At 62.8% G+C, this 6,226-nt stretch carries 5 protein-coding genes and 1 pseudogene; 3 read left to right on the top strand and 3 right to left on the bottom strand.

Annotated elements, in window-relative coordinates:
- Both R6U20_RS13335 and tnpA read left to right on the top strand, forming a co-directional pair.
- A partial coding sequence (locus R6U20_RS13335; RefSeq protein WP_410338331.1) for a cyclase family protein occupies positions 1–759 on the top strand: 759 nt, incomplete at its 5' end.
- Between the two features lie 299 nt (positions 760–1,058).
- On the top strand, positions 1,059–1,466 hold the full coding sequence (tnpA, locus tag R6U20_RS13330) for an IS200/IS605 family transposase (protein ID WP_410338330.1): 408 nt from the start codon (positions 1,059–1,061) through the stop codon (positions 1,464–1,466).
- Positions 1,467–1,685: 219 nt separating this feature from the next.
- On the opposite strand, the gene tadA is transcribed toward tnpA, so the two are convergent.
- On the bottom strand, positions 1,686–2,156 hold the full coding sequence (gene tadA, locus R6U20_RS13325; RefSeq protein WP_410338329.1) for a tRNA adenosine(34) deaminase TadA: 471 nt from the start codon (positions 2,154–2,156) through the stop codon (positions 1,686–1,688).
- 219 nt (positions 2,157–2,375) lie between these two features.
- The gene (locus tag R6U20_RS13320; protein WP_410338328.1) at positions 2,376–3,653 is read right to left on the bottom strand and encodes an arginine deiminase family protein; all 1,278 of its coding nucleotides are present in this window, start codon (positions 3,651–3,653) and stop codon (positions 2,376–2,378) included.
- Between the two features lie 193 nt (positions 3,654–3,846).
- On the opposite strand from R6U20_RS13320, the gene R6U20_RS13315 reads away from it, so the two are divergent.
- A complete protein-coding gene (locus tag R6U20_RS13315; RefSeq protein ID WP_410338327.1) occupies positions 3,847–5,952 on the top strand; it encodes a M28 family peptidase in 2,106 nt (701 codons plus the stop codon).
- A 28-nt stretch (positions 5,953–5,980) separates the two neighbouring features.
- Here the strand turns inward: R6U20_RS13315 and R6U20_RS13310 are convergent.
- Positions 5,981–6,226, bottom strand: a pseudogene (locus R6U20_RS13310) (tRNA pseudouridine(38-40) synthase TruA); the annotation flags it as partial.

Here is a 6,226-nt window from a genome sequence, read left to right as displayed (position 1 = left end):
GCCGACACAACCGCTGTTGCCTTCCCCGACGGCGAGCTGGTCGACCTCTCGCATCCCTTCAACGAAGAAAGCATCTACTGGCCCACCGCGACCCAGGAGTTTGAACTCACCGAAGAGTTTGTGGGCGAGACCAACGGCTACTTCTACAGTTCGTACGTCTTTACCGGCGCCGAGCACGGCGGCACGCACATGGATGCCCCGTTTCACTTCGCCGAGAGCGCCGAGGCCGCCGAGGAGCAGTTTACTGCCGAGGAGATCCCCGTAGATCGGCTCATTGGCCCGGCTGTGGTTGTCGATGTGCGCGAGCAGGCCGCTAACGACCGCCTCTATCAGGTGCAAGTGGCCGATTTCGAGGCGTGGGAAGCCGAACATGGCCGCATCCCCGATAGCGCGATGGTACTCTTGAACACGGGATCAGCGCAGTTTTACCCTGACCGCGAGGCATACATGGGCACCGCAGAGCGCGGCGAGGAAGCGCTGCCCGATCTGGAATTTCCGGGCCTGCATCCCGACGCTGCGGAGTGGCTGGTCGAGAACCGATCCATTCAGGCCATTGGGCTGGATACGCCCAGCATCGACTACGGACCGTCGGAGGATTTTGCCGCGCACCGGATTCTCTTTCCGGAGAACATTGCCGTCTTCGAGAACCTCACGAACCTGAACGATCTGCCCGCTACGGGCGCCCACCTCATGGCCCTACCCATGAAGATCGAAGGCGCTGGCGGCGCGCCGCTTCGGGCCGTAGCGGTGCTGCCGTAATCATGTCCACCTGTACATTGCAGGTCAAACCCGTAGGGACACGGCGTGCCGTGGTATCTGTTTAGCGACGTGCCGCTTCCAATGAAAGTGAAACGTACGGATGGTGATTCAGCCCCAACGAGAGCCGGGGATGCAAGCGATCCCCGGCTATGGATTGGACGGGCGCCGCGCCTTCCCGTAGCCCGGGATCAGGAGCGAAGCGGATATCCCGGGCGGTCTTGCAGCGCGAAGCGTTACGAAGGGCATCTCATCGTGTCCTGTTAAAAAACCATATTTCATGAGATGCCACCTCTCGTACCATGCCTTACACGCGGTTGTACTACCATATCGTAACAGCTACATATCGGCGGTACCCGCTCATTACGGCTCGTGTAGAACCATTGCTGTATGATGCGCTTCGTGCGAAAACCGAGTCGGTGAGCGGACGTCTGGTACGCATTGGGGGCATTGCGGACCACGTGCATCTGGTCGTCGCTTTACCTGCCACCCTATCGGTCGCCCAGTTCACACAGGCAGCGAAGAGCGGAAGTTGTTACCGCGTGCGTCAGGCAATGGGACAGGATGCGTTCCGCTGGCAGTCGGGATACGGCGCGTTCACGGTTTCACCCCGCCATATGGATCCCCTCCTCGATTACGTAGCTCGTCAAAAAGAACGCCACGCCACCAATCGCTTGTGGACACGCTGCGAAGCTATATCGGAGCCGTGAAGCCTGCGGCGGGACGCTGCCGGGGATGCAAGCGATCCCCGGCTATGGTTTGGACGGGCACAACGCCTTCCCGTAGCCCGGGATCAGGAGCGAAGCGGATATCCCGGGCGGTCATGGAACCACGCTAAACACGTGCGCGCCGTGTCCCTACAACATTGGGGGAGGCTCTGTGACAGCCCCCGCTATCCTCCATCCTTCCACCCCTCAATTCATCCACACCTACCCCCGCTTCGCACGAAAGAACGCCCGCAGCATGTTGGAGGCGCGGTCGGATTCAAGTCCGCCCACAATCTCAATCTGGTGGTTCAGGCGCTCGTCTTGCCCGATGCGATAGAGCGTGTCCACCGCGCCCGCTTTTTCGTCGTAGGCACCAAACACGAGACGCTTCAGCCGAGCATGCACCAGCGCCCCAGCGCACATCGGACACGGTTCGAGGGTGACGTACAGCGTGCAGTCGTGCAAAAACTTGCGCCCGAGCGTATCGCAGGCCGCCGTAACGGCCATGATCTCGGCGTGGGCGGTGGGGTCGCCCAGTTGCTCAACCAGGTTGTGCCCACGCCCCACCACGCGCCCCTCGTGGACGATCACCGCGCCCACAGGCACCTCGTCGGCGTCAAAGGCGCGCTCGGCCTCGCGAAAGGCCTTCTGCATCCACGTGCGGTCGGCGTCGAGAAGCGAGGACAGGGCCATGGGGATGCAAAGGGCGCTGTTTTGGTGTTCTGCGATCTAATCTGCGATCTAATACCAAATCCGCATGCGTTGTTATGGTCTGTTGGTTGAACGGATCATGCCCGGTGTAACGACGCAGCGTGGGGCGTCCGTCGGATACGCATACGTGGCGACACGGCACGCCGTGTCGTTACCGTTGTACACCGCAGGGATACTGCAATGATACAACCGGATTTGATATTACACATCATGAACCGACGTACGCGCCAGGGGCAGCGTCATGCAGCGGGGGCCGCCGCGTCCGCGTGAGAGTTCGGTGCCCGCCAGTTGAATGGCCAGCTTCTCATCGCCCGGCGTAAAGGTGCTGTCTTCGTAGTACGACAGGAAGTTTTCAGCCGACACCACGCGGTAGCCGTGGTTGCGCAGTTCCTCGAAGGTCCGGCGGTTTCGTTCGTATCCTACAATAACACCGGGCGCTACCGCAAACACATTGGCCCCGTCGGTCCACTGCTCGCGCTCCTGGTTGAGGCGCTCCGGGCCTCCGCACGGAATGAAGGTAAGGTCGCGGTCGATCAAGTCGTTCAACACGTCGCGCAGATTCGGACGCATGTCGGTGATGAACTGACCCGTCTCGCTGCCTTCGGTAAGATGCACTACGTAGCCGTAGCTCGGGTCGTCGATCAGCGGAGGAAAGGCCACGCACTCGTTCGGCGAGGCAAACGTAAACACCGTATCCAGGTGCATGGTGGAGCGGCGCTTCGGCAGATCCACCGCCAGCACGTGCTCAATGGGCGTGTGCTCAAACACCTGATGCGCAATCGCCATGATGGCACCAAACGAGGTCCGCTCGGAGTGTCCAATGAGCAACACGTCGGGCGCCGCCATGAGCAGATCGCCGCCCTCAAAGTTCACCCCCTCAGGCAGCGTAATGACGCGGTCCTTCACATCATTAAAGAACCGGTGATGGTGCAGCAGCACCTGCATAATGATGCTCTCCCGCGAGCGCGCCGCTGTAGCCGCATGGCTAATCACAATCCGGTCGTGCACCACCGCCGCCAGGTCGCGCGTAAACATGAGGTTCGGCAACGGCGGCAGCTGTAGCGGCAGCGGCGATTCGCCCGTCAGCGCCAGACTGTGGAGTTCGCTCGGAGCCAGCTGCTTCAGCTCATCCCGCACAGCCTGGATGTTCGTCTCTGGCATCACGCGGCAGAGCCGGTCAATGAAATCAGCCCGCGCATCCTCCTGCTGAAACACATCCAAAAGCAACTCGCTCACCTGCAAGACCGCCCCCGGCGCCTCTACTACCTTCTCAAAGAGCGTGCACATGAGCAAATGCTCATCGCGGGCATGGCCCAAAAACAAAATGTCGTCGAAGAGCAGGTCCAGGCGGTTGTCCGGCGCCACCAGTTCCATCTCGTGGCCCGGCGTATGCACCAGCACCTGTTCGAGCGGCATCGATTCGGTATCAACCTGAAAGGTGGCCGACTCAGGACGCGGCGGCGCAACGATATCGGGCATAAAACATGGGGCTGTTGATCAGAAAACGGGCACAGTGGAAGCGCTTTGCATCTCCATGGTTTCGTGAGCAACGCGCTTGCACACACCATACGAACCAGCGCACGCAAAGGTTAGCCGTGCTGTATTTGAGTTTGATGGAAACGAAAGCGATACTGCACATCCACCATTGCCTCCGTTCTTGTGCCCCTCCGCCATGCGTCCCCAGATTCTCTGTCTCGTTTGTGCCGTGCTCCTGCTCGCTGCCGGGCCTCGTCCGGTCTCCGGACAGGCACTGCCCGGCTTTACCCCCGATCGCGCTGACACACAGCAACAGTGTGAAGCCCAATTCCTCGACGCGCCCTCGTCCGACGGCTTCCGCGCCCACCTCGAAGCCCTCACCGCCGATCCACATCCCGCCGGCACCAAGGCCAACGACGATGTCGGCATGTACATCGGTCGGCAGATGGAGGCCGCTGGGTTCCAGGTAGACCGCTACCCGTACGACCTCTACATGCCCGACCCCGAGCAGGCCTCCGCCTCCGTCGCGCTCGTTACGCCGCAGCGCATGCCGCTGGGCATCCAGGAAGACATTCTGGAGGACGATCGCTTTTCGGATCACCCCGACCTTGGCCCCGGATGGAACGCATACGCCGCCTCGGGCACCGTCACCGCCGAGATCGTCTACGCCAACTACGGACGCCGCGAAGACTTCCAGCAGCTGGATGAGATGGGCATCGACCTCTCGGGCAAAATCGTGATTGCGCGCTACGGCGGCAACTTTCGCGGATACAAAGCCAAGTACGCCGAAGAATACGGCGCGGCCGGACTCATCATGTACACCGATCCCGCCGACAGCGGCTACACGCAGGGCCTCACCTATCCCGAAGGACGCTACGTGCATGAGAGCGGCATCCAGCGCGGCTCCATCCTGACTCCGCTGGGTGGCGACCCGCTCACGCCCAACGGCCCCGCCCTCCCGCTCGACGATCCCGACACGCCTGAACGCCTCGACCCCGATGAGGCCGACTTGCCGCGCATCCCCGTGGCCCCGCTGTCGTATCGCTCCGCCCGCGAAATCCTCTCGCGCATGCAGGGCGACGCCGTGCCCGGCGGCTGGCAAGGCGGCTTGCCGTTCACCTACCGCGTGACTGGCGGCGAGGCGCTCACCGTGGAGCTGTCGGTGGAGCAGCCGAAAGACATCACCCGTGCCACCAACGTCGTGGGCGTACTCGAAGGCACCACACATCCCGACGAATGGATCATCCTCGGGTCCCACTTCGACGCCTGGGCCTTTGGCGCCACCGACCCCAACAGCGGCACCGCCTCGCTGCTCACCCTGGCCGACGCGCTCGGATCGCTCGATAGCGACTGCGCCCCACGCCGCAGCATCCTGATTGCGCACTGGGACGCCGAGGAATACGGCATCTTGGGCTCGCTGGAGTGGGTGCGTCAACTGCAGGAGCAGTTGGATGCGGGGGGCGTTACCTACATCAACGCGGATGGCGCTGCGACCGGGCTGCGCTTTGGCGGGGCCGCCTCGCCGCTCATGAAGCAGCCGATTCTTGATGCTGCGCGCTCCGTTCCGCATCCCAACGACGAAGCCGACACCGTGTACGACCACCTCGCTACGCGCCACGACGACGCCAACGATGCTCTCGGCAACCTGGGCGGCGGCTCCGACCACGTGGGCTTTGTGACGCACATCGGCGTGCCATCGGCGTCGCTCTCCATGTCGGGCACCACGCCGATCTACCACTCCAACTACGACTCGTTTGCCTGGTACGAGCGCTTCGGCGACTCGTCGTTCCAGAGCGGGGCCACCCTCGCCCAGGTCGACGGCCTCCTGGCGCTGCGCTTCGCCAATGCCGATGTGCTGCCCTACGATGTGGAACGCTACGCGCAGGACACACACGCCCACCTCGACGCCCTTGAAGAGATCGCCACCGAACGCGACATCGACTTCGACCCGGCCCCGCTCCGCACACAGGCCGACAACATGGCCAATGCAGCCGCGGCCTTTACGGAAGCGCGCGACGCGTACGTGGAAGCCGGGCGCTCGGCCTCTCCTGAGCTAAACCAGGCGCTCATGCAACTGAGCCGCGCCCTCATGGATGCCGATGGCTTGCAATCGGGCGGACTGCACCGCTCGCTCTACGTCTCGCCCGACCCGTTCAGCGGATACGCCTCGTGGATGCTGCCGGGCCTGCGCTACGAGCTGGAAACCAACGCCTCTGACCTGACCGCGTGGATGGACCGCTACGAACAGGCGTTTGCGGATCTGGTCGAGCGTATCGACGCGGTGACGACGCAATTGCAGTAGAGACGTCCCGGCGGGACGTCTCTACAGGTTATACCTCGTACCGCACGCGCTCCAGCACCAGGCCCTCGGGCGGCATAGCGGGTCCGGCTTCGCGGCGGTCTTTGGTTGCCAGGACGCGCGGCAGGTCATCGACCGGACGCCGCCCCTGTCCGATGTCGAGCAGCGTACCCACAATGGCGCGCACCATGCCGTGCAGGAAGCGCGAGCCCTCGATCTCAAAGCGCCAGTCGCCGTGTTCGGTCTCCTGCACCCACTGCGCGTGGCGAATCGTGCA

The sequence above is a fragment of the Longimonas sp. genome, assembly GCF_046498435.1.
In the GTDB taxonomy this organism is placed as follows: domain Bacteria; phylum Bacteroidota; class Rhodothermia; order Rhodothermales; family Salinibacteraceae; genus Longimonas.
Note: the sequence above shows the minus strand (reverse complement) of the source record. Positions and strands in the feature narration are given on the sequence as shown.

What these genes read in the sequence shown, in the direction of transcription:
- R6U20_RS13315 (WP_410338327.1), top strand. Translation starts at nt 3,847, where the DNA reads ATGCGTCCCCAGATTCTCTGTCTCGTTTGTGCCGTGCTCCTGCTCGCT.
- tnpA (WP_410338330.1), top strand. Translation starts at nt 1,059, where the DNA reads ATGCCTTACACGCGGTTGTACTACCATATCGTAACAGCTACATATCGG.
- R6U20_RS13320 (WP_410338328.1), bottom strand. Translation starts at nt 3,653, where the DNA reads ATGCCCGATATCGTTGCGCCGCCGCGTCCTGAGTCGGCCACCTTTCAG.
- tadA (WP_410338329.1), bottom strand. Translation starts at nt 2,156, where the DNA reads ATGGCCCTGTCCTCGCTTCTCGACGCCGACCGCACGTGGATGCAGAAG.